General features: G+C 44.1%; 30 protein-coding genes. 14 read left to right on the top strand and 16 right to left on the bottom strand.

All coding sequences use genetic code 11. The features are described from left to right. Window positions 1–11: 11 nt before the first annotated feature. Window positions 12–926, bottom strand: a complete 915-nt coding sequence (locus MHO32_RS14260) for a chemotaxis protein (RefSeq protein WP_005452523.1) — start codon at window positions 924–926, stop codon at window positions 12–14. 253 nt (window positions 927–1,179) lie between these two features. On the opposite strand from MHO32_RS14260, the gene ppiC reads away from it, so the two are divergent. Both ppiC and MHO32_RS14250 read left to right on the top strand, forming a co-directional pair. Further along, window positions 1,180–1,473 (top strand): peptidylprolyl isomerase PpiC, encoded by a 294-nt coding sequence (gene ppiC / locus MHO32_RS14255; protein ID WP_079722410.1) that lies wholly within the window; start codon window positions 1,180–1,182, stop codon window positions 1,471–1,473. 207 nt (window positions 1,474–1,680) lie between these two features. Further along, window positions 1,681–2,283: a GNAT family N-acetyltransferase gene (locus MHO32_RS14250; protein WP_239212638.1), complete on the top strand. Its 603-nt coding sequence runs from the start codon at window positions 1,681–1,683 to the stop codon at window positions 2,281–2,283. Between the two features lie 122 nt (window positions 2,284–2,405). On the opposite strand, the gene MHO32_RS14245 is transcribed toward MHO32_RS14250, so the two are convergent. Next, window positions 2,406–3,452, bottom strand: a complete 1,047-nt coding sequence (locus tag MHO32_RS14245) for a hypothetical protein (RefSeq protein ID WP_239212636.1) — start codon at window positions 3,450–3,452, stop codon at window positions 2,406–2,408. Window positions 3,453–4,043: 591 nt separating this feature from the next. Here MHO32_RS14245 and MHO32_RS14240 point away from each other — a divergent pair. Continuing rightward, complete coding sequence (locus MHO32_RS14240; RefSeq protein ID WP_009701681.1) at window positions 4,044–5,393, top strand: alpha-amylase family protein; 1,350 nt, start codon at window positions 4,044–4,046, stop codon at window positions 5,391–5,393. A gap of 70 nt (window positions 5,394–5,463) precedes the next feature. Here MHO32_RS14240 and MHO32_RS14235 read toward each other — a convergent pair whose 3' ends face one another. Continuing rightward, the gene (locus MHO32_RS14235; RefSeq protein ID WP_239212634.1) at window positions 5,464–6,453 is read right to left on the bottom strand and encodes a zinc-binding dehydrogenase; all 990 of its coding nucleotides are present in this window, start codon (window positions 6,451–6,453) and stop codon (window positions 5,464–5,466) included. A 326-nt stretch (window positions 6,454–6,779) separates the two neighbouring features. Between MHO32_RS14235 and MHO32_RS14230 the strand changes: the two genes are divergently transcribed. Together MHO32_RS14230 and MHO32_RS14225 are read left to right on the top strand one after the other, a co-directional pair. Then, window positions 6,780–7,559 (top strand): SDR family NAD(P)-dependent oxidoreductase, encoded by a 780-nt coding sequence (locus tag MHO32_RS14230; RefSeq protein ID WP_239212624.1) that lies wholly within the window; start codon window positions 6,780–6,782, stop codon window positions 7,557–7,559. A gap of 9 nt (window positions 7,560–7,568) precedes the next feature. Next, a complete protein-coding gene (locus tag MHO32_RS14225; protein WP_080994934.1) occupies window positions 7,569–8,567 on the top strand; it encodes an AraC family transcriptional regulator in 999 nt (332 codons plus the stop codon). A 104-nt stretch (window positions 8,568–8,671) separates the two neighbouring features. Here the strand turns inward: MHO32_RS14225 and MHO32_RS14220 are convergent, their stop codons facing one another. Next, complete coding sequence (locus tag MHO32_RS14220) at window positions 8,672–9,787, bottom strand: linear amide C-N hydrolase (RefSeq protein WP_239212622.1); 1,116 nt, start codon at window positions 9,785–9,787, stop codon at window positions 8,672–8,674. Between the two features lie 85 nt (window positions 9,788–9,872). Between MHO32_RS14220 and MHO32_RS14215 the strand changes: the two genes are divergently transcribed. After that, on the top strand, window positions 9,873–10,766 hold the full coding sequence (locus tag MHO32_RS14215) for a LysR family transcriptional regulator (protein ID WP_050907787.1): 894 nt from the start codon (window positions 9,873–9,875) through the stop codon (window positions 10,764–10,766). A 7-nt stretch (window positions 10,767–10,773) separates the two neighbouring features. On the opposite strand, the gene sigZ is transcribed toward MHO32_RS14215, so the two are convergent. Both sigZ and MHO32_RS14205 read right to left on the bottom strand, forming a co-directional pair. Further along, window positions 10,774–11,334 carry an RNA polymerase sigma factor SigZ gene (gene sigZ / locus MHO32_RS14210; RefSeq protein ID WP_045486667.1) on the bottom strand — a complete coding sequence of 187 codons (561 nt, stop codon included), beginning with the start codon at window positions 11,332–11,334 and terminating at the stop codon, window positions 10,774–10,776. Then, window positions 11,321–11,614 carry an ArsR/SmtB family transcription factor gene (locus tag MHO32_RS14205; RefSeq protein WP_005433559.1) on the bottom strand — a complete coding sequence of 98 codons (294 nt, stop codon included), beginning with the start codon at window positions 11,612–11,614 and terminating at the stop codon, window positions 11,321–11,323. The genes sigZ and MHO32_RS14205 overlap by 14 nt, the downstream gene beginning before the upstream one ends. A gap of 251 nt (window positions 11,615–11,865) precedes the next feature. Between MHO32_RS14205 and MHO32_RS14200 the strand changes: the two genes are divergently transcribed. Next, window positions 11,866–12,960, top strand: a complete 1,095-nt coding sequence (locus tag MHO32_RS14200; protein WP_050907286.1) for a permease — start codon at window positions 11,866–11,868, stop codon at window positions 12,958–12,960. Between the two features lie 183 nt (window positions 12,961–13,143). Here the strand turns inward: MHO32_RS14200 and MHO32_RS14195 are convergent, their stop codons facing one another. Continuing rightward, window positions 13,144–13,380 carry a hypothetical protein gene (locus MHO32_RS14195; RefSeq protein ID WP_005452502.1) on the bottom strand — a complete coding sequence of 79 codons (237 nt, stop codon included), beginning with the start codon at window positions 13,378–13,380 and terminating at the stop codon, window positions 13,144–13,146. 149 nt (window positions 13,381–13,529) lie between these two features. Further along, window positions 13,530–13,901 carry a YybH family protein gene (locus tag MHO32_RS14190; protein ID WP_009696409.1) on the bottom strand — a complete coding sequence of 124 codons (372 nt, stop codon included), beginning with the start codon at window positions 13,899–13,901 and terminating at the stop codon, window positions 13,530–13,532. 117 nt (window positions 13,902–14,018) lie between these two features. Between MHO32_RS14190 and MHO32_RS14185 the strand changes: the two genes are divergently transcribed. Continuing rightward, entirely contained in the window at window positions 14,019–14,885 is an 867-nt protein-coding gene (locus MHO32_RS14185; RefSeq protein ID WP_239212613.1) for a LysR family transcriptional regulator, read from the top strand. Between the two features lie 152 nt (window positions 14,886–15,037). Continuing rightward, window positions 15,038–15,331, top strand: coding sequence for a hypothetical protein (locus tag MHO32_RS14180; protein WP_005452495.1), 294 nt, complete (start codon window positions 15,038–15,040; stop codon window positions 15,329–15,331). A 51-nt stretch (window positions 15,332–15,382) separates the two neighbouring features. Here MHO32_RS14180 and MHO32_RS14175 read toward each other — a convergent pair whose 3' ends face one another. The 3 genes from MHO32_RS14175 to MHO32_RS14165 all read right to left on the bottom strand — a co-directional run bounded on the left by MHO32_RS14175 (window position 15,383) and on the right by MHO32_RS14165 (window position 18,944). Beyond that, on the bottom strand, window positions 15,383–17,341 hold the full coding sequence (locus MHO32_RS14175) for a monovalent cation:proton antiporter-2 (CPA2) family protein (RefSeq protein ID WP_005452494.1): 1,959 nt from the start codon (window positions 17,339–17,341) through the stop codon (window positions 15,383–15,385). Beyond that, window positions 17,338–17,955 (bottom strand): NAD(P)H-dependent oxidoreductase, encoded by a 618-nt coding sequence (locus MHO32_RS14170; protein ID WP_005452493.1) that lies wholly within the window; start codon window positions 17,953–17,955, stop codon window positions 17,338–17,340. The genes MHO32_RS14175 and MHO32_RS14170 overlap by 4 nt, the downstream gene beginning before the upstream one ends. Window positions 17,956–18,152: 197 nt before the next feature. After that, on the bottom strand, window positions 18,153–18,944 hold the full coding sequence (locus MHO32_RS14165; protein ID WP_239212611.1) for a PhzF family phenazine biosynthesis protein: 792 nt from the start codon (window positions 18,942–18,944) through the stop codon (window positions 18,153–18,155). Between the two features lie 192 nt (window positions 18,945–19,136). Between MHO32_RS14165 and MHO32_RS14160 the strand changes: the two genes are divergently transcribed. Together MHO32_RS14160 and MHO32_RS14155 are read left to right on the top strand one after the other, a co-directional pair. Beyond that, window positions 19,137–19,670 carry a YbhB/YbcL family Raf kinase inhibitor-like protein gene (locus MHO32_RS14160; RefSeq protein ID WP_005452491.1) on the top strand — a complete coding sequence of 178 codons (534 nt, stop codon included), beginning with the start codon at window positions 19,137–19,139 and terminating at the stop codon, window positions 19,668–19,670. A 31-nt stretch (window positions 19,671–19,701) separates the two neighbouring features. Next, a complete protein-coding gene (locus MHO32_RS14155; protein WP_017190784.1) occupies window positions 19,702–20,484 on the top strand; it encodes a helix-turn-helix transcriptional regulator in 783 nt (260 codons plus the stop codon). A gap of 20 nt (window positions 20,485–20,504) precedes the next feature. Here the strand turns inward: MHO32_RS14155 and MHO32_RS14150 are convergent, their stop codons facing one another. The 3 genes from MHO32_RS14150 to MHO32_RS14140 all read right to left on the bottom strand — a co-directional run bounded on the left by MHO32_RS14150 (window position 20,505) and on the right by MHO32_RS14140 (window position 22,351). Further along, window positions 20,505–20,717: a hypothetical protein gene (locus MHO32_RS14150; protein WP_005452486.1), complete on the bottom strand. Its 213-nt coding sequence runs from the start codon at window positions 20,715–20,717 to the stop codon at window positions 20,505–20,507. A gap of 151 nt (window positions 20,718–20,868) precedes the next feature. Further along, the gene (arsB, locus tag MHO32_RS14145) at window positions 20,869–21,924 is read right to left on the bottom strand and encodes an ACR3 family arsenite efflux transporter (protein WP_050907282.1); all 1,056 of its coding nucleotides are present in this window, start codon (window positions 21,922–21,924) and stop codon (window positions 20,869–20,871) included. An 85-nt stretch (window positions 21,925–22,009) separates the two neighbouring features. Continuing rightward, window positions 22,010–22,351, bottom strand: a complete 342-nt coding sequence (locus MHO32_RS14140) for an ArsR/SmtB family transcription factor (RefSeq protein WP_005452482.1) — start codon at window positions 22,349–22,351, stop codon at window positions 22,010–22,012. A 269-nt stretch (window positions 22,352–22,620) separates the two neighbouring features. On the opposite strand from MHO32_RS14140, the gene MHO32_RS14135 reads away from it, so the two are divergent. After that, entirely contained in the window at window positions 22,621–23,205 is a 585-nt protein-coding gene (locus tag MHO32_RS14135) for an NAD(P)H-dependent oxidoreductase (protein ID WP_009696403.1), read from the top strand. A 154-nt stretch (window positions 23,206–23,359) separates the two neighbouring features. Then, window positions 23,360–23,728 (top strand): winged helix-turn-helix transcriptional regulator, encoded by a 369-nt coding sequence (locus tag MHO32_RS14130; protein WP_017190783.1) that lies wholly within the window; start codon window positions 23,360–23,362, stop codon window positions 23,726–23,728. Window positions 23,729–23,833: 105 nt separating this feature from the next. Here the strand turns inward: MHO32_RS14130 and MHO32_RS14125 are convergent, their stop codons facing one another. Both MHO32_RS14125 and MHO32_RS14120 read right to left on the bottom strand, forming a co-directional pair. Beyond that, window positions 23,834–24,373 (bottom strand): redoxin domain-containing protein, encoded by a 540-nt coding sequence (locus MHO32_RS14125; protein ID WP_009701413.1) that lies wholly within the window; start codon window positions 24,371–24,373, stop codon window positions 23,834–23,836. Window positions 24,374–24,610: 237 nt separating this feature from the next. Further along, window positions 24,611–24,751, bottom strand: a complete 141-nt coding sequence (locus tag MHO32_RS14120) for a hypothetical protein (protein WP_009696400.1) — start codon at window positions 24,749–24,751, stop codon at window positions 24,611–24,613. Between the two features lie 227 nt (window positions 24,752–24,978). On the opposite strand from MHO32_RS14120, the gene MHO32_RS14115 reads away from it, so the two are divergent. Continuing rightward, the gene (locus MHO32_RS14115) at window positions 24,979–26,751 is read left to right on the top strand and encodes an SgrR family transcriptional regulator (protein ID WP_239212609.1); all 1,773 of its coding nucleotides are present in this window, start codon (window positions 24,979–24,981) and stop codon (window positions 26,749–26,751) included. The last annotated feature ends 220 nt before the right edge of the window (window positions 26,752–26,971 follow it).

Raw genomic sequence — 26,971 nt, 5'->3', positions numbered from 1 at the left:
AACTAAAGTCGTTATGATGCCATCGCTTTTGCTTCTAGCTCTTTTGCGCCGCGCAGCATAGCTTCAATCAATTCTCCTGCATTGAACTTCTCTAGTGCTTCATGAGCGCCAACTTGGTGAGCTCGGTCAACACAAATCTCGCTAGAGAGAGAGGTGTGAAGAATACGGTAAGAGTTGTTCAGTGCGGAATCGTTTTGAACTTCAAACGCAAGTTCATAACCGTCCAATCCTGGCATTTCGATATCACTTACTAGAAGATCAATAGGGCGGTTTTCTTCTGCTTCTCGCTTCATTAAATCGAGTGCATCAGAGCCATTTTTGCAAATTTGATAAGGGATATTGATGCGATCCAACGCGTCACTTAACTGTTTGCGTGCAATCGAAGAGTCGTCAACTAAAAGGATACTCAAGGCTTTCAGGCGTTCACGCTCAATGTCTGTCAGCATAGGAATCTTAGTGTTTTCATATTGAGGGTAGATCTTCGAAAGCAGAAGCTCGACATCTAACATTTGGACGATTTTCTCTTCATAGCGAGTAATGCCAGTAACAAAGATGTTGTGACCTGCACTTTCTGGTGGCGTTTCAATTGCTTTCCAGTCACATTCGATGATTTTCTCGATACTTCGTACCATGAACGCAACCACCGTGCGCAAGCAATCTGTCACGATCAGATAGCAGTTTTTGTATTCCTCTTCTTGAATCGGACGGAATCCAATCGCTGCTGCCATATCAATCACTGGTACCGTTAAGTCACGAATCGTGACGGTCCCAATCACGTGGTGATGAGAATATGGAATCTTGGTCGTTGGCATGTAAGGAACAATTTCACGGACTTTAAGTGTGCCAATTGCGAAGTTCTGTTGCAGGGTGAGTTTAAACACCAACATGCCCTGAGATTGGTTCGCTTTACTTGCGACTTTTGCCATGAAAATAACCTTATCAATATCACTGATTTATGTAACTAATCTAATCTTATAAGGCGACAGCTTCAACCGTAGAGCGTGGAAAAATGAGCTTTTTAGGAAATAGAACAAATAAAGAGAGAAATAACGTTCAATAATGGGTAACTTTTCATCAACTTGTCCGCGAGTTCCGATCATTAATGGATGAAGATAGAGCCTGAATTTGAGAAATTATTGCGATATTGAAGCGTTTCGGTAAACTTGCGCCACCCGAACAGTGAGAGACAAACACATGGCAAATACAGCAGCCGCTTTACACATTCTGGTAAAGCACAAAGAACAAGCTGAAGACATCATTAAGCAACTTAAGAAAGGTGCTAAATTCCAGACGTTGGCAAAGAAATACTCAACTTGTCCATCTGGTAAACGTGGTGGCGACCTAGGTGAGTTTCGCCGTGGTCAAATGGTGCCACAGTTCGACAAAGTTTGCTTTTCAGGTGAGGTTCTAACTCCGCACCTAGTAAAAACTAAATTCGGCTGGCACGTTGTGAAGGTTCTTTACCGTACTTAGTTAATAGTTTCTGCCTAGAGATGCTAGACCGTAGGCAAAAATTATTCCCTTCTGCGAACTATTAATCTACAATTCCTTCGCCTAAAACGATAAAGAGCGGTTGGTTATTCCGCTCCTTGCCCCGCAAGAATTCACCTTTAGATTCCTTGGCACTACTTTTAATCATGGAGTAGTGCATCTGTTGTGCTACTCCCAATGGAGTGCATTATGCCATTTACAATCGAACCAATTACACACAAACACATCGACTCTGTAGCTAAAGTTATTTTCGACTCGTTTGCTAGCAATCAAGTTGACAGCGAACATGTCAACGAAGAGTTTCTAGATTACTTGACATATATGAGTGTGACCAACGTGGAAAGCAATCTAGGTTATGTCGCAGTTGATAGCAACAATGAAATTATTGCTGGCGTATTGTGTTGTGACCTCAAAGAAGCATTATCTTTTGACAATGCTGATGATGATTCAATGATGGCTATTCTCAAAGAGCTCAATTCAAAATACTTTGAGACGCTTACTGTTCCTGAGCGTTCCTATTTACAAGTTAAGTTTATCGGTGTTCGCAATGATCACAGTGGTCAAGGTATTGCCTCTGCGTTGATTAACGCAGTGCTTAATAATGGTCGGGCACTTGGTTTCCGTTTTGTGCAAGCTGAATCTGCGGGTTCTCGTTCACAATATGTGTTTGAGAGAATGGGGTTCAGTGCAAAAGCAAGTGTGAAATATGACGAATTTCTTTTTAATGGTACGAAGCCGTTTCATGCTACAGAAGAACACCAATCAATAAAACTTATGATCAAAAAGTTGTAAGAACAACAGCGGAGCAAATAACAGACTTTGAGCGCTTTAAAAAGTACAGCGTAATGAGCATGCTGTTTAGATGTGGTACCGTACTTAAAATTAAAAAAGCCAAGCATCACTTGGCTTTTTCTTTAGCTAGTACTCATTGCATACTGAGTTCCTGAATTGAAGTCCTCTAACCGTAGCGATGATTGTTCTGGCTCTTCGACAAAGACAAAGATTTCACCGTCTTTCTTGAGGACCTTCACGCCCATTTGCGATAACTCTAGTGCTAATTGGAATGGGTTGACGTGATAAAAGTGTTCTACATAAGTCCATAGTACATAGTTCGTCAGTATTTCCTGCTCACCAAATAACCCTTCTAATGCATATTGCAAAAAGATGTGCGCATCGATCATTGTCTCGCCCGAGTTGTTGGATATCGTGACGATGGCAATTTCATTTAGAGCATCCAGTACTTTCGAAACTTCGTCTTCAAGGTCTGGGTAGGTATCTTTGTTCCCTCTACGGACATTACGTTGAAAGGAGTGAGATTCGTCATTCTTGAATCCAAACGCATGACTTGCTTTGTATGAGAGGCGATACACTGTTGAAACAGAGGCTTCAAACTCTTTTAGCTTATTGAGCACCATCTGGTCGCCTGCTGGTACTTTGGTTGCCGCCAGTGCTTTTGCTTGTTGAACCCGCTGATAGACCTCTTCTCCTGCAGGTAAAATATCGAGACAAGAGGCTTGCTTTTCTGAGCTTGCTTTCCAAGCGCCAAATCGAATGACATCGTCAAGTTTGAACTTAGATAAATCCTCATCGGTTTCTATTTCTAACGTTTCATACCAGTGCTCGCGCCACATTTGCATTTCCTTCATGCGGTATGCTTTGTTGTACCTTAAATGGCAGTATATGTGGTACGAAAAACCAGTCAGAGCAAAAAACCAAGGCAGCCCTAGATATTGATAGTAATGAGATGAGTCACTAAAAATAAGACCGTAGATTAATAACCCGACAGAGGCAAATAGCGCTAGGATAAAGCAGATAAAATTAACGAGGAAAAACATATGTTGGTAATCGTTTTTATCATAAGTTTCTGCTTTAAAAGCAATCCAAGCCGCTACGACCATTCCAAAAATGCCTGCAGTAACCAGCTGAATGCAGATCGCGAATGTAACTCCCCAAAAAGACATGTTTTTCCTCATGCACTCAAAAATAAGTACAAATTGTTGCATATGTAATTTTAAAAGGTGACCACCCTATAGTTAGGTGACGACGCGCTTCATAGTTTCATTGCTCTATATATTGCTGTGTAGTTCTAAAGTGTTGAACTTGATGGATTCTTTATCCATCTAAAGGGTGATTAAAGGGATAGGTTTCACTTTGAGCGTTTTATTATTCGCACCAACTGTGACGTAAGCAGCAGTTTCACTTTCTTAAATATTTGTTACATATGGTCTTGTTGCGCTCTTTTCTCTCATTCTTATTGAGAAAAGGCGTATTAGCTTGATCAAGCATGGGTTATGATGAGTTTAATAAAGTATTTATAAAACAGATGCTTAGTGGTTCATGTTTTCATGTCTAGTTATCTCTATGGTGTTAAAGTGCTTTTAAACACACGTTTAACCCTTAACAAGGGATGAGCTACGCCTTGTTTTTCCCCCTAGCAGAAACACAAAAGGGGTGAGGGCGACGCGTCAATAGTTCTTATAATTTCGGCTATTGGATTCGCTCACGACGAATTTGAGTAACAATGGGTGAGCGAACGCGACGAGGAGAGAAACATGAGTGGCTTACAGGAAACACTATCAACAGGTGCAAATGTTATCTTGCACGCTTTTGATTGGAAGTATGCTGACATTGCCCAACGCGCATCGGAAATCAGCGAGCTAGGTTATGGCTCGGTGTTGGTTTCTCCACCGATGAAAAGCGCACAAGACGAACGCTGGTGGCAGCGTTACCAACCTCAAGATTATCGGATTATCGACAATGCACTCGGTAACACAGTAGATTTCAAAAACATGATTGAAGCACTCAATCATGTAGGCGTACTGGTTTATGCCGATGTCGTTTTTAATCATATGGCGAACGAAGCGCACCTTCGTCCGGATCTACAGTATCCACGTCAAGGCGTGATGGACGACTACCAACAAAATGCGAGCAAGTATCAAGACCTGATTCTATTTGGCGATTTATCTGAGCCGCTATTTGACGAAAATGACTTTGTTGAAGCCTTTGGGATCAAAGATTGGAAAGACAAATGGCAAGTGCAAAACGGTCGAATCACTGGTGGTCCTACCGATCCTGGTTTACCAACTTTGCGTGTATGCAAGCACGTTGTTGAGCAGCAAAAAGCGTATTTAAAGGCGCTTAAGTCAATGGGTGTGAAAGGTTTCCGTATCGATGCTGCGAAGCATATGACCCTAGAGCACCTAAAGCTGGTTTGGACAGAAGAGATCACGCGAGATGTGCATATCTTTGGTGAGATCATCACCGATGGTGGCGCAACAGAAGAAGAGTATGAGCTGTTCTTGGAACCGTATTTGAAAGAGACACGATTGGGTGCATATGACTTTCCGTTGTTCTCAACCATCTTTAAGGCGTTCTCAAAGAAAGGCAGCTTTAAGTCTTTGATCGACCCGTACTGTTTTGGCCAAGCGTTGTCGAACCGTCGAGCCATTACTTTTGCCATCACTCACGATATTCCAAATAACGATGTGTTCTTGGATTTAGTCATGGATGAAGAGAATGAGTGGCTAGCGTATGCCTATATCCTAGGCCGCGATGGAGGTGTACCACTTGTTTACACAGATTTGGATACCAGTGGCATAAAGGGCGCAGATGGTCGACCAAGATGGCAAAATGCGTGGCAAGATGCGCGTATGGCGAAGATGGTAGCGTTCCATAACCTAGTGCATGGTGAACCGATGACGGTGCTTGAAGGTAACGACGATATGTTGGTGTTGCAACGTGGTGAAAAGGGCATCTTAGTGCTGAATAAATCTTCACGAGCGCAATCACTACAACTTACCTTGAATAAAGCCTTGGTAGACATGATGACAGGCGAAGAGATGCCTTGTACTGAAGAGATTAAAGTGGCAGCAAAATCGGCGATGCTGCTTGTAGAGAAATAATACCCCTTGAAGCGCAAACTGCTTTGGAGTTTGCGCTTCCTTTTCCTTTTTGTCGCTTGGGATTGAGTGCTTAGTCGATGAGCTTCGCGACGATTTTTCCGACCGTTCGTTGCTGACGAATAAAGACTAGAGCTTGAGCGACGTCTTTTAGTTCTACCACTTCCAATTTTGGCACCATAACCTCTCCGCGTTCTAACATATGCGAGAATTCCACCCCAGCGTTAACCATAGAAGCAAAGCCTTGTTCACCATGAACATGCCCTGAGCCTAGACTCAACTGATGAAAAGTGAGCCCTTGCAGGAAAGCGCCTGGGTATTCTGTTGCGCGAGTTGTTCTTACTAGTTCAACCATTTCACCTTCAAAGCCAAGCACAGAGGCGCATAAGATGTCGTTGTCGCCACCAACGCAATCCAAAGATACTTCCACTCCTAAGTCTTCAGTAATTGACATAACTTGCTCACGTACATTCTCTTGTTTGTAGTCAATTACGTGTGTTGCACCCAACGAACGTACGAAATCATGGTTTGCAGCAGAGCTTGTGGTTATGATGGTTTCTACGCCGAAGAAGCGAGCTAACTGAATAGCAAAACTACCAACGCCACCAGAGCCGCCCGCAATAAAGATACTCTTACGGGTAGAAATGTTCAGCTTGTCGACAAGGGCTCGATAAGCCGTCCAACCTGCACATGGAGAAGCGGCTGCGATTTCTGGATCAACATCAGGATGCGTAACCAGCGTGCGCGAGTCCTGAATTGCGTATTCGGCAAAGCCACCGCTCATTCGACGCATGTTGCCATGGTAGAGTACGCGATCGCCCACCTGCCAACCTGATACCTTGTCGCCAATGGCAACGATTTCCCCCGAAACATCGAGACCACCAACGAATGTATCATCTATCCCGTCGACCATCTCGTGCCAAAGGTTTACTTTTGCATCGACAGGATTGAGCCCAACGGCATGAACTTTCACTAGTACATCGAAGCTGCCGTTTATCTCTGGCGTATCGATGTCAGTATAAGTAAAGGTATCTTGATCTTTTTGATAGGTGATTGCTTTCATTCGTTTCCCCAGAGGGTTTGGAACCCAGATTTATGCAGCCCAACAAAGTTAGAATAGTTGGAAATTTCCATGTTGTTCGATGCGTATTCCCACGCACCTTGAAGTCATTTCGATATGTTAGCCATCACATAAGTGAGCTAAAAATTATCATTTGTTTTGAATGTAATAAATTTCTGTAATCAGAGGTCTCTTAATGAGTGGCACGATTGGCGAGCAAGATGGCATCTTTTGCCAGTGTGTGGCGTGATTGGATTGCATAAACTGTGTCCATACCAACTACGCTGTGACCAACAGCGAATCAGTCAGAACATTAAGAGGACAAGCACATGGCAAATACAGCATTAATTACAGGCGCATCAGGTGGTATCGGTGAAGAATTAGCGCGTATACACGCCGAAAAGGGTGGAGACTTAGTGCTTGTAGCCCGCTCTAAAGACAAGCTAGAGGCACTGGCATCAGAGCTTCGCGATAAACACAAGGTTCAGATTGCTGTGATTGCAGAGGATTTGACTCAGGCTGATTCTGCTACACGTGTGTTTGAGCAAACCGAAGCGCAAGGGTTGCAAATTGATATGCTCATTAACAACGCTGGCTTTGGTGGTCACGGAAAATTCCATGAACGTGATCTCGTGGCGGACCAAGCCATGATGCAACTTAATATGGTGACGTTAACCAATCTGACTCACTTGTATCTGCAAGGTATGGTGGCACGCAATCATGGTAAGATCTTAAATGTGTCATCAACGGCGTCGTTTATGCCAGGTCCATTGCAAGCGGTGTACTACGCAACTAAGGCTTATGTTACTTCGTTTACCCAAGCGATAGCAGAAGAGCTGAGAGACACCAACGTAACTGCCACAGCTTTGTGTCCGGGTGCGGTAGCGACGGGTTTTGTTGCCGCAGGGGATTTACAAGGAGTGGAAGTCTTCAAAAATGCTAAGTCTCCTCGTTCTGTTGCTGAGTGTGGCTATAGCGCTATGGAACAAGGCAAGTTGGTGGCCTTCAACGAAGGTGGTTTGAAGTTCATGCTTGAATGGATTGTGCCTTTCCTACCAAGAAAATTGGTGCTAAAAATATCGCGTCAAACCATGGAAAAAAGTGCTTAGGAATCAGATATGATCAAGCGAGCGAGTCAGTTCAGCGTACCTCAGAGTTGGAAAGTGCTGCTTAACGATATGGATATCGACCCGCAATTGGTGCTGGCATACGCCAAGTTACCTGTCGACTTATTCAATCGAGAAAAGGCAACGCTTAGCCCAGACGAGTACTTTCAGCTTTGGGTTGGGGTTGAGCAAGCCTCTGGTGAGCGCGAGATGCCGCTACTCCTCGCTGAACATATGTCGGTGGAGGGGTTTGATGCTCCAATTTTTGCCGCTATTTGCAGTCCGAACTTGAACACCGCACTCAAACGGATTCAGCAATATAAGCCGTTAATTGGACCTATGGTAATGACGCTGAACGTTACCGATAAAGAAACAAAACTCAGCATTAGTTGCTATGGCCAACGACAAGCGCTGCCTAAATCTTTGGCTTTGACAGAAGTGGTATTCTTTACTCAACTAGCACGTTTAGCGACGAGAAAGCGGATGCAACCGCTACAGGTTACGTTACCTGAGCTTCCCTATAACCTTGAGGAATACCAAGCTTACTTTGGTTGCCAGTTGGTCAAAGGTGATGGCGTAGAGGTGCGATTTAGCGCTGAAGATGCGGCACATCCGTTCGTGACGTCAAATGCGCAAATGTGGAGCTTTTTCGAGCAAGGCTTGAATCAGAAACTCATCGATCTCGATTCCAGCGCGTCAACCGTTGAACGTGTTCGAGCGGTCTTGATCGAGTCATTGCCTGCGGGGAACAGTACTATTGAAATGGTGGCAGACAAACTAGCAATGAGTAAACGTACATTGCAACGCAAGCTCACGGCCGAAACTGAAAGTTATCAATCCGTGTTACAAATGGTGAGAGCAGAGCTTGCTGATCACTATTTAGAGAAATCTCAAATGTCGCTGGCTGAAATATCGTTCTTGCTTGGTTTTCAAGAAGTGAACTCATTCATTCGAGCGTATAGCACTTGGAGGGGAGTCTCCCCTGGGCATTATCGAGAGCAGTGTCATTGAGTACAAAACGAATAGAAAGGAAAAGCGCCGAGCATGTCGGCGCTTTTTTGAATGGTGCTTTTGTCCACACACCTTTCAAGTTCTGTTTTTTTACATAATCAGAGCTATTTCACTAAGTGCTGACCCATTACGCCGTCGCCTTTTTCTAAGCGAGATGAAATGTCACCAAACAGATCCGGTAAGTCGGCTTTGATCGTGTAGTTATGACCGTCATTCAACTTGTTAAAGTCCACTGAGTACTGTGTGTAGCTGTCATCATACTGATAGCGTACGTTCATCACTTTTTGGTCTAAGTTGTACACCAAACCATAGATGGTCGCGTAGCCGCGCATTTCACCATTCACAGGGCGGTTTGCTGCATCCAATGGGATTTTGTAGGTCACACTGTCGAGTTTCGCAATGCCATTGGTGTAGCTACTTGGCTCTTTAAGCTGATCCTTCATATAGCTGTTCCAGATAAAGCGCTGAGCAGAGTTGATGTTACCCGGAATTGGGAACTCACCATTCACATCACTCTTCGCTTTTGGTTGCGCTTCTTGCCAGTTTTTCAAGTGTTGCGCGTACTCTGGGCTGTTAGTCATCACGTCATATTGTTTGCCATGATGCACTTGCCAAGCACCATCAATGTATTCCAATACGGCAGAATCGCCACTTGCATCCTCTAGTGAGTAATGTCCCTTCATCTCAATGCCATTGTGACTGAACTGTTGTATTTGGATTGAATCTAGGTGCTTCAATGCTTCATCAACGGATGCAAAACTATCGATCAGGTAAGCGACAAAGCGCGAGTTTTCAACTTGTTGTTTTCCCGCTTGTGGCGCGCCAGAGTTCTCTTCATCCAAGAACAATGCATTCGCCGCAAATCCTTTCTCGTTAAAGCCGTCAATAATGCCCACGCCGTAGATACTTACACCGATAGAAGCGTATTTCGATGTCCACGTAAGCGCATCGCCTTTATCGTATCCACGGTAGGTTTGACCTGCGTGGCGAACGTCAATAGTTGGCTGATTGGCTTCCATCCAATCCATGGTACGAGAGACAAATACACCGTGGTCTTGAGTCTCCCAAACCAAACGTGAACACGCATTTGCTGCGGTAGAGATGCTGCCGACTGCCATTGCGACTGATGCTGCTAGAAGTACTTTTTTGCTAAAACCTTTCATTGAATTGCCCTCGTAACGTTTCAATACGAGGTCATTATTACGTGGAATATTCACCATGTAATCTCAGTTATGTTGCAAACTTTGCAACAAAAGAATGTCGGTTGAGCTAAGATAAACGGGTTTATTGTTTGAGGATCTTCTAATGCCCAGAGCCAGTTTTGACCAACTTACGGCATTTGTTGCTGTCGCGGAGCATGGATCGTTTAGCCAAGCCGCAAGGGTAATCGGAAAAGACAGAGCGACGCTGCATCACCAAGTCAGCGATCTCGAAATTGATTGGGATGTGATCTTGTTTGAACGCAAAGGAAGAACACCAGTCTTGACGGAAGTAGGGGCGACGTTAGTTACTCAAGCCAAGCACATCCTTTACCAAATGCAGGCTTTAGAACTTTCTTGTGATAGCTACTCTCAAGGGGATGTTCCGGAAATAACGATTTGTCACGACATGTCGGTGCCGTGTGATGCCATCGCAGACATCGACCTGTCTCTGCGTAAGCAATACAAAAATACAGCGATTCATTGGTTACATCGTAGCCGAGATGAAGCGCTAGATATGCTTATGGCGAAACACGCGGATTTTGCGGTGGTACTTAACAGTGGTAAAGCGTTCCCAACTGAAGGGATGTCTTTTATAAACTTGGGCTATCCGAGGTTTACCTTCTATGCGCATCGGAAAAGCTCGATAGCGCAGAACCCCGTTGTGACTCTGCAGGACCTCGCATCACATCACCAATACATTGCAGAGAATTTCAGTACCAGTGCACTTGGCAATCAACAGGTGATGTCACCAAATATCTCCCGAATCAGCAACATTGATGTGTTGATGCGATTATTGAAAAATGATGGCTTTGCCTTGCTTCCTCATCATTTAGTGCAAGCTCATGATGAAAAGAGCGAATTTGTCCCTTTAAACATAGACTTTATGGCGAACGAAGGTCGTGCAGGTTATGTATTATTAAAGCGAGGCAATACGTTAAGCCCTGTGCATCAAAAGCTGGTGGCGTTGGTGACCGAATGGTTTGATAAGCAGGTTTAAAAACTGCTTAGCATTTATCGCAAGAAGAACCGTTTTGGTTGCAATCTGTCATGCGACCTTGTTTATCGAATGAGAAGCTACAACATTCTTCAAACAGCTTTTTCAATTCTACCCGTCCTTTCTGAACACGTGATTTGAGAGTCGAGTAGCTGATGCCTTGCTGTTCTGCGAGCTTCTTTTGGCTCATACCTTCAAGCTCAATAGAAGAGAGCAGTTGCGATTGCTCTTCTGGTAGCGCCTGCACAAACGGTGCAATGCACTTTGACAACTCTTGTTTAAGACTCGCTGCTTGTTCTTCAAACCACAGATCTTCAGCGATGAGGTCATTATCACGCTGGTTTCGTGCACGTTTGCGGTAGAAATCGATGATGGCGTTATTAGCGATTTGGAATAGCCATGACTTGACGCTCGATACATCACGAATATCCCCGAGATTCTGATAAGTCTTAAGTAAGATCTCTTGTTTGAGGTCGTCTACGTCATCTTCATTACTGACTTTAGAGCGCAAGAAGGCGTGAATAGCGTGTTCGTATTCGCTCCAAATCGATTCAAGGTTAGCAGTTTTCATTGATACAACACTCGTCACGCAGGAAGCCAATAACCGTATCTAAACATTCATACTCAGCAACACAATACAAAGTACGACCTTCACGACGCTGACTGATTAAGCCAGCTGAGGCAAGGCTCGAGATGTGATGAGAAAGAGTAGAAGCTGGAATGCCAAGTTTATCTTGTACGCCACCAACTGCGATACCTTCATAGCCCGCTTTAACCACCTCTTTATAGATACATAGACGGGTAGGGTGTCCTAGCTCTTTGAGCGCTTTTGCTACAGCTTCGAGTTCCATACTGACCTCTTGGAATGACTGACGATAAATACATTTCGATGATAGTGAAAGTGTAGATGAATAGCAAACAAGAAAATTTCAATATCTAATTTATTGATTAGTAAGGGTTAAATTTATATTTCGATATTTATCGAAATATAATGGTTGACGCATCGATTTTTAATTCTATAATTCGAGAAAAATAGAAATGAAGAATTCAGCTTCATTAGGAAATTTACAGTTACTGATGTGACATCAGTAGGAGATAAAATATGAATCCAGAAATCATGGCAATGGCCAAAGAAGCGCTTGATATGTTTGCGTTTCTTGCAACCGAACTAATCATTCTATTCCTAGCAATTAGCTATATCGTGGGTGTGTTGCAAGACTTTCTAACACCAGAAAAAATTCAGTCTATCCTGAGCTCTAAAAAGGGTAAGGGCTACTTTATTGCAGCGTTGCTAGGCTCGATTACGCCTTTCTGTTCATGTTCAACGATTCCTTTCTTAAAAGGATTGTTGCGTGCAAGGGCGGGTTTTGGACCAATGATGGTGTTCCTATTTGCAAGTCCACTGCTTAACCCAGTGATCATTGGCTTGTTTGTGGTGACCTTTGGTTGGAAAGTGGCAGTATTCTACTTTGCTATTGCGATGACAGTATCAGTAGTAGCAGGTTATGTACTTGAAAAACTTGGGTTTGAGCGCTACGTAAAACCAGAAGCATACGAAGCAGTAGGTTCTTCTTCATGCGGTACTTCTTGCGGTGACTCAAGCAAGAAAAAAGAAGAAGCGAAACCAGCATCTAGCTGTGGTACCAGCGCTTGTGGTGAACCAGCTCCAGTTGTGGCGAAAACATCTTGTTGTGGTGATGCACCAAAAGCTGAACCTAAAGTGGAAGTATCTTGCTGTTCATCAGACGGTACTGCAACAGCGACGATTGTCGAAGAGAAGCAACCAAGCCGTTGGGTTCGTATTTGGCACTCAACTTGGAAAGACTTTAAACAAGTGTTCCCTTACCTAATGATGGGGATTGCGATTGGTTCATTCATTTATGGTTTCATCCCAACGGATCTGATTGCAGAATACGCAGGTGAAGCGAAGTGGTACGCGATTCCGGTAGCAGCAATCATTGGTATTCCATTGTACATCCGTGCAGAGGCAGTGATTCCACTAAGTGCGGCGTTAGTACAAAAAGGTATGGCATTGGGCTCAGTTATGGCATTGATCATTGGTAGCGCTGGCGCAAGTCTTACAGAAGTGATTTTGTTGAAATCTATCTTTAAGAACCAAATGATTGCAGCTTTCCTATTTGTCATCCTAAGTATGGCAATGGGCGCGGGTTACTTATACAGCTTTATCTTTGCTTAATAAAAGTTAGACGGGATAAGCACGATTACTTAAAAACAAAAATCCCCAAGTCATTCAGGCTTGGGGATTTTTTATGTTTACCGGATGCGCCTGTCAGGGATAAGGAAACAAAAAGAGCCCATTTAAATACAGCGAAATGGGCTCTTTGTTTTCGGAAGAATGTTCATAGTCGAGGCTTAATTACTATAAGACAATGACTACGGGTTCTTCTGATTCTGCGATTGGCTCTCGCGTAGGATGTGAATATTCCGAGTTTTGAGTAAAGTCATCAGGACTGTTGCCATTTAAAGCGGCACACTCTTCGTCGGTAAGCCATCCAATAAACTCCGAATCTTGATCGAAGCACACTTCTTTGGGCGTAAACGCCGCAGACTGAAATGATAAAAGCATCAAAAGTGACGCAAAAAAGAGTTTTGACATGATTAAATATTCAACCAATTGTTTATTAATAGACGGGTAATTATAATTATTGTGATGTTCGTTCACATTTTTCCGGCTGAAATGATATTGATTGGTTATTTTATTGTCAATGTAACTGAATAAATATTTGCGATAACTATCAATAACTTTTATCGTTCGCCAAGTACTTCGAACTCGTCATAGGTCAGACGAGAAAGACCGTCAGCTTGGATCTCCCATAGTTCTTTATGCACCACACCAAACGCTTTGTTCATCGTCCAATCGGACGTCAGAATGTAACCTTGTTCGCTATCTTGTTCCCATTTCGTGTTGGTGTAGTCCACGCTGTTAAAACCTTGGTCCATGATGTTTTGCCAGAATGCTTGAATTGCTTCACGACCTTCAAATGTACCAAAAGGTTTGGCAACCATGATTGCATCTTCGGCGTATTGTGCTGCGCATCCTGCAGCGTCCTGATTATTAAAAGCGATTTGCCATGCTGAAATGCCTGCTTGAGCGCGTTCTAAAACTGATTGAGTCATCCTGAAATTCCTGTGTTTGGTGTTTGTTTATGTGGCAATCATAGAGGTAGAATTGAATTAGAAAAACAAACGAATAAGAACAGAATGTTCTGCTAAATAGAACAATGAGGAAAAGTGATGAATAAGCTGCGTTTGATGTCTCTATTCGTTCATATTGTAGAGTGTGGGTCGATCTCCAAAGCCGCAGAGAAGTTAGAACTTTCTAAATCTGTACTGAGCTCTGCACTCAAACAACTTGAGGGGGAGTTGGATACGTGTTTACTTAAACGCACGACCAGAAAGCAAACGTTGACACCCTCTGGTGAGCGCTTTTATCAGCAGTGCGCGCAAATGACGAAGCAAGCGGAAGAGGCGTGGCTAGAAGCAGCAGAGTTGAAGCAAACCCCAGTGGGAGTGATCACAGTGACGGCTCCCAACGCATTAATGCGCTCGATCGTATTACCTGCCTTAACGGCTGCTTTTGCCGATTACCCCGATGTGCATTTAAATTTGATCAGTGATGATAAACATGTCGATATCATTCAGCAGAATATTGACCTTGCGATCCGAGTTGGAGCGTCTGGTGATTCAAACATTAAACAGCGGAAAGTCGGGCAGTTTTGTGACGTATTGTGCCGCGCGAGAGGGACGCAATCTGATATTGAAGATGCTTCTTATATCGCTCAACATTGGCAGGTCGAACCCATTGTTCATACGTTCTTTTTGGAGAAACAAGACCACCAAGTTCAATACCCAGTGAAGCATCGAGCGAACAGCGTGTTTGATGTGGTGAGTCTTTTAGAGATGGGATTGGGCTTTGGGGTTGTTCCTGATTTTATTCTGGACTCGAATCCACTCCTTGAACCAGTACCTAATGCACAAGCCTCAAAAGTGAATCCAATTTACGTATTACATCCTTACCATGCTCATGTGCCGATGTCTGTGACATTAGCGATTCAAGCAATTGAAGAACGTATTGAGCAAGTGATTACATGCAGAAGATAAGAGTTTGACTCCATCAAAATTGAGAATGTAAAGAGCATTAATCCGCTGCATTTTTATTTGGGATCAATCTTCATCATTATTTCACCCCACGTTCAAACTCCCTCGTCTACACTGTTTGATGAGTTGTCAGTTGGCAGACCAAGGAGGTAGCCATGATTGCAGTTCATCGAGAGTATTGTTTATCGAATAGCCCAGATTTACACGCCCATGTTGAAGTCAATCCCGTCGGCAAATTGGAAGTCGAAATTGTCGAACTTCAAGAACACCATACCACCGAGTTTGATGATCTTTCTTTTGAAAGCAGCGGTGCTCAAACTCGTATTTGTGGTAAAGAAGATACGGTCCCATGGCAGTTTAATCTTGCTAAGACCGATGCGTTAGAGCTTTCCCATTTAGTGGATGAAGCGAATGAAGAGTACGAGATCTTAATGAGTGATCTTATGTAACGCGGTTGTTTTTGGGGCAATAAAAAACCTCCCAGTGGGAGGTTTTCGCGTTTATTGAGCGTCTTCTTTTGGAAGGTGAAGTTCTTGAACATTTTCTTCGTTGAAGTCGTCCGCGTACCCTTTTGGTGGTGGTGTCCAACCACGTTCGGAACGCGAAAGTTTATCGTGACGATCCTTCTGCATTTCCTCAGCCATTTTTTCTTCTAGATGAATAAATAACTGACGGAAGTTATTGTCGTAACGTTCGCCTTCCGAATCATCTGCCCACGCTTCATAAAGCATGTCGGACTTACGATCTTCTACTCGTTTGTAAGTCGCTTTTTGTTGCTCAACGAAGAACGGATGAATCCCTAAAGACTTCATCACATGACCGCCCATTTCTAAAGCGGAGTGGTATGTTTCGGATTCAATGATGTCAGCACCCGCCTGTCGAAGCAGATAACCGTGACCACGGTCGAAAGCGCGCGCGATCACTTTCACTTTCGGATAGGTGTGCTTAACGTATTTGACCAATTCAACACTCGCTTCTTGGTTATCTATGGCAACCACAAGTGCTGCTGCGTGCTCAATGCCTGCCGTGTGCAACATATCTGGGCGCATAGCATCACCAAAGTAAGCGCGTGTGCCGATTTGGCGCATGTTATCTACTTGGCTTGCTTGGTGGTCTAATACGACCGTTTGAACGCCGTTAGAAACCAACAAGCGATTGATGATCTGACCAAAACGACCGATGCCCGCAATGATGACTGTGCCTTGTTCTTCAATGGTGTCACTTTCACGCTCATTCGATTCACTCTCGAAGCGAGGAAGAATAACCTTGTCGAATAAGATAAATAAGCCGGGTGTTAGGAACATAGAGATCGCAACGACTAATGCCAGTGTTTGCGAAAGTTCGAACGGAATGACGTGGTTTTGAACTGAGAAGCTCAGCAATACGAAGCCAAATTCACCCGCTTGCGCCAAGCTCAAGGTAAATAACCAACGGTTGCTGCCTTTGATACGGAAGATAAAAGCAAGGATAAAGAGAATCGCCGCTTTCAGGACCATTACGCCAAGCGTCAAGCCGATGATCAAACCAAAGTCGCTGAACAGCACAGAGAAGTCGATGCCAGCACCGACGGTAATAAAAAACAGACCAAGCAAGAGCCCTTTGAATGGCTCAATGTTTGATTCTAACTCGTGGCGGAATTCACTGTTTGCCAATACTACGCCTGCTAGGAAAGTACCTAGAGCAGGGGAGAGACCGACTAGGCTCATTAACGCAGCGATACCGATCACTAGCATCAATGCTGTAGCAGTAAAGATTTCACGTAATCCCGAGCTTGCTACGTAGCGGAATAGTGGACGACTTAAGAAATGCCCACCAACGACTACGATAGCGATGGAAGCCGTAATGACCATGCCGTACGCCCAGCCAGGAAGTCCAGCAACTAAGCTGAGCTCTTCGTGATGCTCCGCCGCAGATTGCGCTGCAGACTGTGCCTGCTCCACAAGTTCAGGGAGTGCCAATAGTGGAATGAATGCCAACATTGGAATAACGGCAATATCTTGGAAAAGCAGTACCGAGAATGCGTTTTGACCCCCTTCGGTTTTGGTTAACCCTTTTTCGCTAAAGGTTTGCAAAACAATCGCCGTGGATGAAAGCGCAAAAATCAGACCGATCGCTAATGCAATCGTCCATGGCTGACCAAAGTAAAGCGCAATCGCCATGATCAGTGCTGCTGTACCACCAACTTGGAGTCCACCTAAGCCCATTAAGCGATTACGCATCGCCCAGAGCATTTTTGGTTCAAGCTCCAAACCAACCAGGAACAGCATCATCACTACGCCAAATTCAGCAAAGTGTTGAATTGTCGTTGTTTCTTCACCAACTAAACCAATGATTGGACCAATAACCACACCGGCGATGAGATACCCAAGCACCGAGCCTAAGCCTAAACGTTTTGCTAAAGGAACGGCTATGACGGCGGCAATAAGGTAAACAAAGGCTTGTAAGAATATCCCTGTCATGACGCTTCCTTAATTAGTTGTGGTAGTGCGCTGTTAAGCTTGATAAGCGAAGCGGCGGCTTCAATGTCTAGCGTGTCGCTAACTAACGCATTGAGCAGTGTTTTGTAGCGTTCAACATGCTGATCGATTCGGTTTTCTTCTTGTGCAGTACGAGAACCAAATAGCGCGAGTGGTGCGATGTAATTCATCCCCGTGAGTGCTGACATTTGCTCGATTGGAGCAAGCAGCTCTCGAATGGTGAAATGGTTATAACCTTCAGCTTTGTACGCTTCCTCTTTACCGCCAGCAGATAACACGCAAAGTAGGGTTTTGCCATGAAGCTCTGTGCCTTCAGAGCCATAAGCAAAGCCATATTCCAACACGAGATCTTGCCACTCTTTTAAAATGGCTGGTGTGGAGTACCAGTACAATGGGAATTGAAAGATCACCACATCGTGGTCACGCAATCGCTGCTGTTCGCGGTCAATGTTGATATTGAAGTGCGGGTATTCTGCGTAGAGATCGACACAGGTCACGCCTTCAACGGTATTAGCTGCTTTAAAAAGAGGAGCATTCACTTCAGAGCGATGCTGGGAAGGATGCGCAAAGAGAATGAGGACTTTTTTATTTATCATGAGGATCCTTGCTAAGCGTCTAAACTATTTTTGCTATAAGAATGAAAGACTTTTAATTGCTGTAACAAACTGTAACTCATAAACCTTATCCTATCTACTTTAGGGATAGAACATCGAAAAGTTTAAAATCACTTTCAACGAAATGAAGATAATCTTAATTCGCGAAAGTGATACTTTTTCTATATGCAGTAGAGCGATTACACGAAGATTTTTCCGTGCATGTAAAGCACACCATCGCCCGAGACTTTTACCTGCTCTGCTTTAACCTCACAATGAAGAATGCCTCCGCGTGTGGAAGCTTGATACGCCACGAGAGAGGTTTTTCCTAGTTCTTCTGCCCACAAAGGTGCCAAGCCGGCATGAATTGATCCAGTTACTGGATCTTCATCACCGCCGTTAGCTGGCCAAAAGTAGCGTGAAACGAAATCATGCTCTTCTCCTTTTGCTGTGACGACAACATCATAAGGAGCAAGTGTTTTAAGCTGTTCGGATTGATATTGAACCTCGAGTATTTCGTCTTGGTTTTCGAGCACTACAAAGTACGCTTGTGAGCTCAATAACACGCGCTCTACTTTGCAGCTTAAGCCTTCAATCAGTGCTTGTGGAATATCGGAAATAGGTTGAGGGATTCGTAAAGGGAAGGTCATTTCGATCTTACCCAATGCGTTTTTTTCTACGCTGAGTGTCCCCACTTCTAACGTATGAAACTCGATTTTTTCCTGTACGCCTAATTTCTCAAACAACACCAGTGAAGCGGCGAGAGTGGCGTGACCGCAGAAATCGATTTCTGTCATTGGCGAGAACCAGCGAATTTCATATTGGTTTTCACCGACAGACTTGAGAAAAGCAGTTTCAGACAGGTTATTTTCAGTAGCAATGCTCTGCATGAGGTCTGGGGTTAACCATTCTTTTAATGGGACGACTGCAGCAGAGTTACCTTTAAACTGAGTGTCAGTAAATGCGTCGACGATATAAATATCTAATTCCATCCGTTCTTCCTTGTTCATTGGTAATGAGCTAACCAGATCAGTCTGTACTCGGTGTCGAGAAGCATTTAAGTGGTGATTTAACTTAAAGTGTCAAAAAATGGCTTAAACTGATTTAGTGTGATACTTATTGAAAGGTTGCTATCTCTATTCGGGAATACACTAACTCCGAACTTAAGAAATAGGAACATTATCATGAAAGCAATGACTAAATCGGTATTGGCACTCAGTTTACTTACTATTGGTTCGGCTCAAGCGTTTGAGCTGTCGAGTAAAGATATTCAAGAAGGTCACCCAATGGCGAAGACTTTTGAATACAACAGTTGGGGATGTGATGGTGGAAACCATTCACCACAATTGATGTGGAAAGATGCACCGGCTGGTACAAAGAGCTTTGCTATCACGGCGTACGACCCAGATGCGCCAACAGGTAGTGGCTTTTGGCATTGGATTGCATTCAATATCCCGGCGTCGGTCAGTGAGTTACCTCGTGATGTTAATATTGCTAAATTGGGTGGTAAAGAATCTCGCATCGATTATGGAACGGTTGGTTTCGGTGGCGCATGCCCTCCAGAAGCTGACGGCATGCACCGTTACCAATTTACGGTTTGGGCACTGCCAACAGATAAACTGAATTTAGATGAAAATACACCAGCAGCTGTGGTTGGTTTCACACTGAATAGCATGGCGTTAGACAAAGCTAAGCTGACGGCGACTTACACCCGCTAAAGTGCAGCAGAAATTAGGGCGAGGGGAATCGATGAGCCACCAATATCAAGTCACGTTGTTTCGTGCAGAGCAGTTACAAAAACTGCGTAATGTGAGGATTCATTCCCCTAGTATTGTGCAGATCATCACGGGCAGTAAGCGTTTATTTTGGAAAGAGTCGGCACTGGATCTCTCTCATTCTGAATTACTGTTGTGTGAAGCCTCTGCATCGCTGAGCTTTGAGAACTTGCCACAGAAAGGAAAGTTCCTTTCGCGTATGTTCAGTTTCCACTGTTTGCCAACAGAGACCATGCTTGAACTTAGTATGAGCATTGGTGGAGAAGGCGAACAACCGACACTGTTGGCGGATAAAGCATTGGAAGATACGTTAAACGCCCTGTTTTCATTTGACCAGCAGTCGATGAGTCAAGAAACCCAGACCTTCTGGGTGATGGGGTTGTATCAACAACTCGCGGAACGAGGTGTTTTGCACCACTTGTTTGCCAGCGCTAATACCACATTCAGTCAAAAATTAAGCCGTTACTTATCACATTCACCTGGTGAAGAGCACTCACTAGAAGGGGTCGCTGAGCGCTTTGCAATGAGCCGAGCAACCATGATCAGAAAGCTCAAGCAAGAGGGAACGCAATACCGAGAAGTTCTCGCAGAAGTACGCTTAAATCATGCTCTGTATTTAATGCAAAACGGTCACTACAACGTTGCCATGTTGGCACAATTGTGTGGTTACCAATCCGAAGGACGCTTTAGCCAACGCTTCAAAGGGAAGTTTGGACTTACTCCAAGCGATTACATCAAAACGGTTGTTGTGAACTAAATCCGACGACAACATTCAGGTCACTTGAACCCCTGTTGCGGTGGGAGCGGGGTTAAATCGGTTGTAGCGAGTTCTGTTAAGAGTTGCTGAAGTAACTGTGCTGCGTGAACGTTCGCCCTGACTTTATCGGTGTCATTCAGCTTGCTGCTGTTTTCTTCATTCAAGTATTTAATCGTTTCTTGGGAAAGCTTGAGAACAGCATGCCACTTCAGTTTTTTATATTCTAAATTCATACCCAAACTCCTTTTGAATCTTCAATTTAGAACATTGTTTAACCCTCAAGTTAGCATATTAGAATTTGTTGAGCGCGTTATGCCTATTAACACAAACAAAAAACGCCTTTCACATTTATGAAAGGCGTTTTTGAGCGATGATTACGAGTTGTTATTTATAGTATTTCTGCTTCATTTTAAGCGCAACGTTCACCAGAGCAATCAATACGGGTACCTCGATAAGCGGACCAATTACACCTGCAAACGCTTGATCTGAGTTCAGACCGAATACTGCAATGGAAACTGCAATAGCAAGTTCGAAGTTGTTACCCGTTGCGGTGAAGGCAATTGATGCGTTCTTGTCGTAATCGATACCCATTTTCTTACCAACGAAGAAACTCACGAAGAACATCAATACGAAGTAGATTGCGAGCGGAATGGCCACTCGGAATACGTCCATTGGCAGTTCTAGAATCATTTCGCCTTTCAAGCTGAACATCAGCACGATCGTCGCCAGAAGGGCAATCAAAGTAATTGGTGAAATGCGCGGAATAAATACCTCGTTGTACCATTGTTCACCTTTTGCTGCGACCAGCCATTTACGGCTTAGGAAGCCTGCTAAAAATGGAATACCAAGGTAAATTAGCACGCTTTCAGCGATGTCCATCATTGAGATATCAACCACGAAACCTTCGTAACCAAAGACAGGTGGCAAAACAGTAATGAATAGCCATGCCATCACACTGTAAGTCACGATTTGGAATGCACTGTTCAACGCAACCAAAGCTGCACCGTATTCTTTGTTACCGCCGCCAATGTCGTTCCACACCAATACCATCGCGATACAGCGAGCAAGACCGATAAGAATAATGCCGACCATGTACCCCGGATGATCACCTAGGAAAGTCAATGCAAGGATGAACATTAAAATAGGGCCGACAATCCAGTTCATGACCAAGGACAGCGTTATGGCTTTTTTGTCTTTAGTCACCGTGCCTAGTAGGTTGTAGTTCACTTTTGCGAGTGGTGGGTACATCATCAAAATCAAACCAATCGCTAACGGTACGTTTGTACTGCCAACAGACATTGACTCGTTCCATTCTGCAACTTGAGGGAATGCAGCGCCAATACCTACACCGATTGCCATTGCCACAAAAATCCAAACCGTTAGATAACGGTCCAAGAAGCTCATTTTGTCGCTGGCACTATTTAAAACTTGAGTAGCCATAGTGTTCTCTTATTCGTTTATCGTCGAAAGGCGATAGTTGAAGGTATAGTTTATCTTTGTGCGCCGTACCAGCACACAAAGACAATTAGTTAAATAGTTTGGAAAAATCTAGATTGAATTGATCAAACGCGTCGCGCTGAATGCGGTAGCAAACCTTAGGAGGATTTGGCTCTGCACTGATAAAGCCAGCCTGCTTAAGAATACGTAAATGCTCTGAAACGGTAGATTGTGCAAGACCAAGCTCAGAGACCAAATCACTGTTTAGGCAACCGCCCATGGTATCAAGCGTATGCAGAATATGAAGGATGCGCAAACGAGCGGGATGTGATAGCGCCTTAGCTTGAGCCGCTAACGCTTGTTCCTTCTCAAGTTGCTGCTGTGTGGTCTCAAAAGCTACGCCGCAAGTTGTGTTGCATTTATCACTCATTGACAAGCCTTAATAGTTAATCGTCGAATTACGATAAAGTGTACGCCTGCTCTATGTAAGATGCAACAATTCAATGGAAATTTAATCGGGAAATCACGATAAAGAAAAAGTTTAAGAAATATTTCCTTCAAAAACAGAGTTATATGAAAAATCTTAGTAGGTTACTAAAAGTTAACTAATTGAATTATAGCTCTAGGTTACCATAATAAACCACATGAGGCGCACCACGGTTATCGCGTCATCTTGTGAACTTATTTAAAGGTAATCCCATGAGCAATGTACTGATCATCAATGCACACGAGCCATCTCCATACTCTGAAGGTCGTCTAAACGCTTCTCTTGTCGACAAAGCACAGACGCTTCTACAAGCAAAAGACCATGAGGTTCGCGTTGTGACAATGCAAGATGAAATCAACGTAGAGGAGCAACTCGCGCACTTTGAATGGGCTGATCGAGTGATCATCCAAAGCCCAATAAACTGGATGTCTGTGCCTTGGTCATTCAAAAAATACATGGATGACGTGTTTACTGCTGGCATGGGGGGTGCGCTATGTGCTTTCGATGGACGTAGTGCAGAGGACCCAAAGAAAAACTACGGTACGGGTGGTACTCAAACAAACAGCAAATACATGCTGTCACTGACATTCAATGCACCAAAAGAATCGTTTGATGATGAGAACGAATACTTATTCCAAGGTAAAAGTGTGGACGATTTAATGCTTCATATGCACGCTAACTTCCGCTTCTTTGGTATGGGTGCACTACCGACTTTTGCTTGCTATGACGTAATGAAGAATGGCGACATTGAAAATGATTTTGCTCGTTTCGAAGCGCATATAAACGAAAACTTCTAATTATCCTAGAGTAATCGATGAATTAAGGTGGACTGCTGTATGCGGTCCATTTTTATTTGTTTGCGGCGAGGGAATGTTTTTATTACTCTAAAGCACGAAATGTAACTAACGTACTTTTCGTTACCTAGGTTAGGTGCGTATCTTGAGGTGAATCGTGGAAAGTAGAATCAGTGTGGATAACAAAGGTCGCAAGTCTGTGGCGAATGTGTGCTCAGAGCCGTGTGCTATTGAAAAAGGGATGCGCTTAATTGGTGGCAAATGGAAAGGTTCTCTGATTTATCACTTGAAAGATGGTCCAGTTCGTTTCAATGATTTAGCGCGAATGCTTGGCGGCGCCAGTAAGAAGATGATTGACCAACGTTTAAAAGAGTTGGAAGCCGAAGGCATGGTAGTACGCCAAGTTATCAGTGACCGCCCAATAGCAGTCAGTTACGAGCTGACCGAATTTGGGCGTACGGCACTTAAGATCCTTGATGATTTGCGAATTTGGTCTGAAACACACCAAATTGAGTTACGAAAGTAATAGCCGAATAGTGGTTTAGCACTACGAATTCACCGTTTAAGCCAATAAAAATGCCAGCGTATTGCTGGCATTTTTTATGTCTGATTGTTGTCTAGCGAGAGGTGTTTAGTAATCTAACGTACCTCGGATAGGGTAGTTATTATCTGGATTACGGATCCAAGCTAAACCACGTGATAACGCCCCAAGTTCTGGTCGAACAAACGGGTTGTTTGAGATATCGACGACATGCAAGTTGCCATGTTCATTCACCACAAACAAACCGGGTTCTGCGAAATTGTGGTCGGTCTCTTGTTCTGAACGCGGTATGGAAATGTACAGACCCAACGTTTTCATTTGCTCTTCGGTGAGTCCGTAAGCAATAGGGAAGCTGATTTCGAGTTTCTCTAGGTGTCCTTCTAGCTGCTCTTTTGAATCGCCTGAAACTGCAAGAATATCAACACCCGCTTCCGCGAAAGCTTGTTTGTATCCCTCTAACTCGTTGAGGTATTTGGTACACAGAGGACAGTGCTTACCACGATAAACGAATACAGCTTGCCAAGTCGCATCACCTTGCGGCTGACCTAATGTCACGCTTGAACCATCTAGCAAAGTTGCTTGAAGAGAAGGGAAATTGTCGCCCGCTTTAAGTTTTACTGAAGTTGCCATATTGACTCCTGAATCGGTCATTATCCATGAACCTCCTTTCTCAATAGCAGCTATTGGGTTGGAGATTTAAGCTTCAATGTAGACCCTGTTTCGAAGCATTTCAACTAGTTAACTTTTAGTAACCTAGTCGGAAATGGCAAGAATAAAAGATGGGAAAAGAAAAAGCAGAACTTAAAGATACAACGAAGTGGGGGTGTGGTATCAGGAGCTAAGTTCTGCTTGGTGTTGTTCTTTCCGTTATGACCAATTAAACAATTCGATCATGTAAGTCAGAGCTAAAACTTCAAGTTTGTTTTCTGATTGTGCTACGCGCTTTTGGAAATAAGCTGCCATGGTAGGCAACGTTTCAGTCGATTGAGTTGTGCTTCTACATCGCATGACATTTCCTCCTTGTTGCTGATGAATTCAGTATGCAAAGAAAAGAGGAGCTGAAAAAGAGAGTAGATTTCTGGTGTTTATTCCTAATTAGGTGCGGGAAGTGCGCTAAATCACCAATTTTTATTATCAGGGGAGCAAAAAGAGGAACAAAGTGATAGGAAGTTTTCTTATTTTCTACGGATGAAGTTGAGTAAAATAAACTTATACCCACTTATTGAGGGCGCTCGGTGTCTGATCTCAACTTGTTTCGTTATTACCAACGGCTTACTCCACTTGGCATTGGTGGTGAAGTCAAAACCACATTGCAGGAAGTTGCTGACTTGCTGTTTACTTCTCCTCGCCATGCGCGCAGCTTGCTGTCTCAAATGCAGGAGCAAGAATGGTTGAGTTGGCAACCAAAAGCAGGGCGAAATCAACGTTCGACGCTTCTGTTAAATATTGAGCTGAGCGCACTAAAGGAAGGTCTCGCACTGGAGCGGATCAAACGAGGGAAATATGAAAAAGCGCTAGCGATCCTTGATGAAGACGAGGCGGCATTTGGTCGACTACTCAAGACCACATCGGGTGCATCCGTTCAAGAAGGTCGACTCAATATTCAGCTCACTTATAAACGCATGTTTGAACGTATTGTCCCGCACCAATTGCACCGCAGCAGTGAACGCTTTTTCTTACGCCAAATTTATTGCTGCTTGGTATCGAGTGACTACTACGGTGTGGTGAAGCCAGAGCTGGCACACCATTGGCGATATGATGAGAAAAGCTATGAATGGACGTTTTATCTCCGTCCGGGGCTGACATTCCACAATGGCACACCGATAAATGCCGATACAGTCGTTAGTCTTTTTGCCAAACTCAGTTCACTCGAACTGTATGAAAAAGAACTTGCCCATGTGGCAAACATTACTGCGCCAAACCCTCTAAAAGTGGTCTTTACCCTTAGTAAACCAGACTTGGGGTTTGCAGGGCTAATCTCTGGTGTGAAATATGGCATTCAACCCGTTAGCCAAGTCAACGTTGCTAACAACAACTTGGTCGTTGGTAGTGGTCCGTTCTTTGTGACTGAGCACAGTGCTCATCGGTTAAAGCTGCAGGCGTTCGATGGTTATTACGCATGTCGAGTACTGACCGATATGGTGACGATCTGGATCGTCAATGACGAGAAGATGGAAAACCCATCCTTAGCCGCAAATCCCCCTCAAAAGCAGGTGGAAAAAGTCAGAGATGAGCTTTCTGAGAGCATGTGTGGGCATTATATGTCGACCCAAGATGCAGAGTCTGCACCTGCAAGCCAACATAGTCGCACAGAGGATGGATGTTTGTTCGCTCTGTTTAATCAGCATGCTAGGCATCCGCTTTCTCAGAGTCAACGTCGCTATATTGCCGAGTTAATCCAACCGGAGCGACTTACGGAGGTCATGCGCAAAGAAAATATTGTGTTTGGAAGCGTGCCTGCTTACAACTTGCTACCAAACTGGAAGCCTGTATTACGTCCGTTTGGTGAAGAGAGCAAACTACCAAAAAACATCACCATTGCCGGCTATAACTATACGGCATTGCGTCGATGCGCGCGTGCAATCGCGAGTCGTCTAGAGGGAACGGGAAGTAAGGTTGATATCGTCATGTACACCTACCGAGAGTTAAGTGAAAAAGCTCGAAATGGTACCCTTGATGAGACGTTAGTGATCACCAATATCAACTTGGATGACAATCGCCACGCTTCGGCGTTTACTAACTTTTTCAGCAACGTCGTATTACATCACACCTTGGGAGAAGAGAATGCCGAATGGTTGAATGAGCAACTAGAGAATGTACGTGGCTATACGGCGTTAGAGGGTTATCTCAAAGCGTTAGAGCCGATCGCCTCAACACTGGTCAGTGAGTATTGGATAGCGCCTATGTTCCATCATACGCAAACTTTACGCTTTCAAGGTGTTCTAGAAGACGTTGCCCTAACCAACTGGGGCTGGCCGGATATTCGCTCGGTGTGGTCGGCAGATTAAAGTAAAAAAATCCCACCAATGTGCTTCGCTCGACACTGGTGGGTATGGTCAAAAGTCTTGGTGATGGAGTGGACCATGAATATTAACGGTAACGGTCTGCTCGTCTTCGAAAAGCGTCATCGAAGTGGAGCGTGACAAGGTGGTTATTGCTGACCACTGACAAAATCAGCGCAAACCTAGGTTAGGAGCGTGCTTACTGGATAACAGAAAGCTGCTATCC

The organism is Vibrio sp. MMH1-50 (assembly GCF_022347645.1).
GTDB lineage: Bacteria > Pseudomonadota > Gammaproteobacteria > Enterobacterales > Vibrionaceae > Vibrio > Vibrio harveyi.
The sequence above is the reverse complement of the archived record's forward strand: the minus strand, read 5'-3'. Positions and strand labels throughout refer to the sequence as shown.